A 1,296-nucleotide genomic window follows, 5' to 3' on the forward strand; every position below is an offset into this window, starting at 1 on the left:
CGCCTGCCCGTACGCCTGCTGCAGCTCCTCCAGCAGCACCCTCCACGACACCCCGTCCACCGCCAGGTGATGGATCACCACCAGCACCCGCTCCTGCCCATCCCCCAGCCGCGCGTGCACCACCCGCATCAGCGGCCCCCGCTCCAGGTCCAGGCTCCTTTGCGCCTGCTCGCACCATTCCTGCAGCTCCTGCGCATCCCGCGCCTCCCGCCTCCACACCACCTCGCTCGCCCTGTCCCTCTCCCCGTAGTACTGCCGCACTCCCCCTTCCCCTTCGCTCCCCGCACGCTCCTCGAAGCGCAGCCTCAGCGCATCGTGCCGGCCCAGCACCGCATCCACCGCCCTCTCCAGCGCCCCCTCCTGCAGCGCCTGCTCCGGCCGCAGCAGCACCGCCTGGTTCCAGTGGCTCCTCCTGCCCATCGCCTGCCCGAAGAACTCCGCCTGGATCGGCAGCAGCGGCACCTCTCCTTCCCTCTGCGAGACCCTGCGGCCCACCTCCGCCGCCTCGGCCGCCACCGCCTGCGCCACCCCCGCCAGCTGCTCCACCGTCTGCCGCTCGAACATCTGCCGCGGCGTCACCCTCCAGCCCGCCGCCCTCAGCCTCGCCACGATCTGCAGGCTCAGGATCGAGTCTCCCCCCAGCTCGAAGAAGTTCTCGCTGCGCCCCACCCGCTCCAGCCCCAGCACCTGCGCCCAGATCCCCGCCAGCGCCTCTTCCACCTCCCCTCGCGGCGCCTCATACCCCCCCGGCACCTGCCCCTGCACCGCCGGCAGCGCCTTGCGGTCTATCTTTCCGTTCGCATTCAGCGGCAGCTCATCCAGCACCTGCACCACCCACGGCACCATGTACTCCGGCAGCCTGCCCTCCAGCGCACGCCTCAACTCCTGCCCGTCCAGCCCCGCCGGCGCCACGTATGCCACCAGCCTCGCTCCCGTGCCTGCACCTGTCCCTTCTCCTCCTGTCCCCGCCTGCGCCACCACCACCGCCTGCTCCACCCCCCGCTGCTCCAGCAGCACCGCCTCTATCTCCCCCAGCTCTATGCGCAGCCCGCGGATCTTCACCTGCTGGTCCAGCCTCCCCAGGTATTCCAGCTGCCCGTCCTCCCTCCAGCGCACCAGATCCCCCGTGCGGTACAGCCGCTGCCCGGGTGTGAATGCATCGGCCACGAACCTCTCTGCCGTCAACCCCGGCCTGCGCGCGTACCCCCGCGCCAGCCCCGCTCCCCCCAGGTACAGCTCCCCGGCCACCCCCTGCGGCACCTCGTTCATCTCCCCGTCCAGCACCCGGCACTGCGT

At 71.7% G+C, this 1,296-nt stretch carries 1 protein-coding gene; it reads right to left on the reverse strand.

Translation table 11 applies throughout. The annotated features are described in order from the left end of the window. A partial coding sequence (locus tag AX018_RS24455; RefSeq protein WP_146749467.1) for a condensation domain-containing protein occupies positions 1 to 1,296 on the reverse strand: 1,296 nt, incomplete at both ends.

It is taken from the genome of Paracidovorax anthurii (assembly GCF_003269065.1).
GTDB classification, from domain to species: Bacteria; Pseudomonadota; Gammaproteobacteria; order Burkholderiales; family Burkholderiaceae_C; genus Paracidovorax; species Paracidovorax anthurii.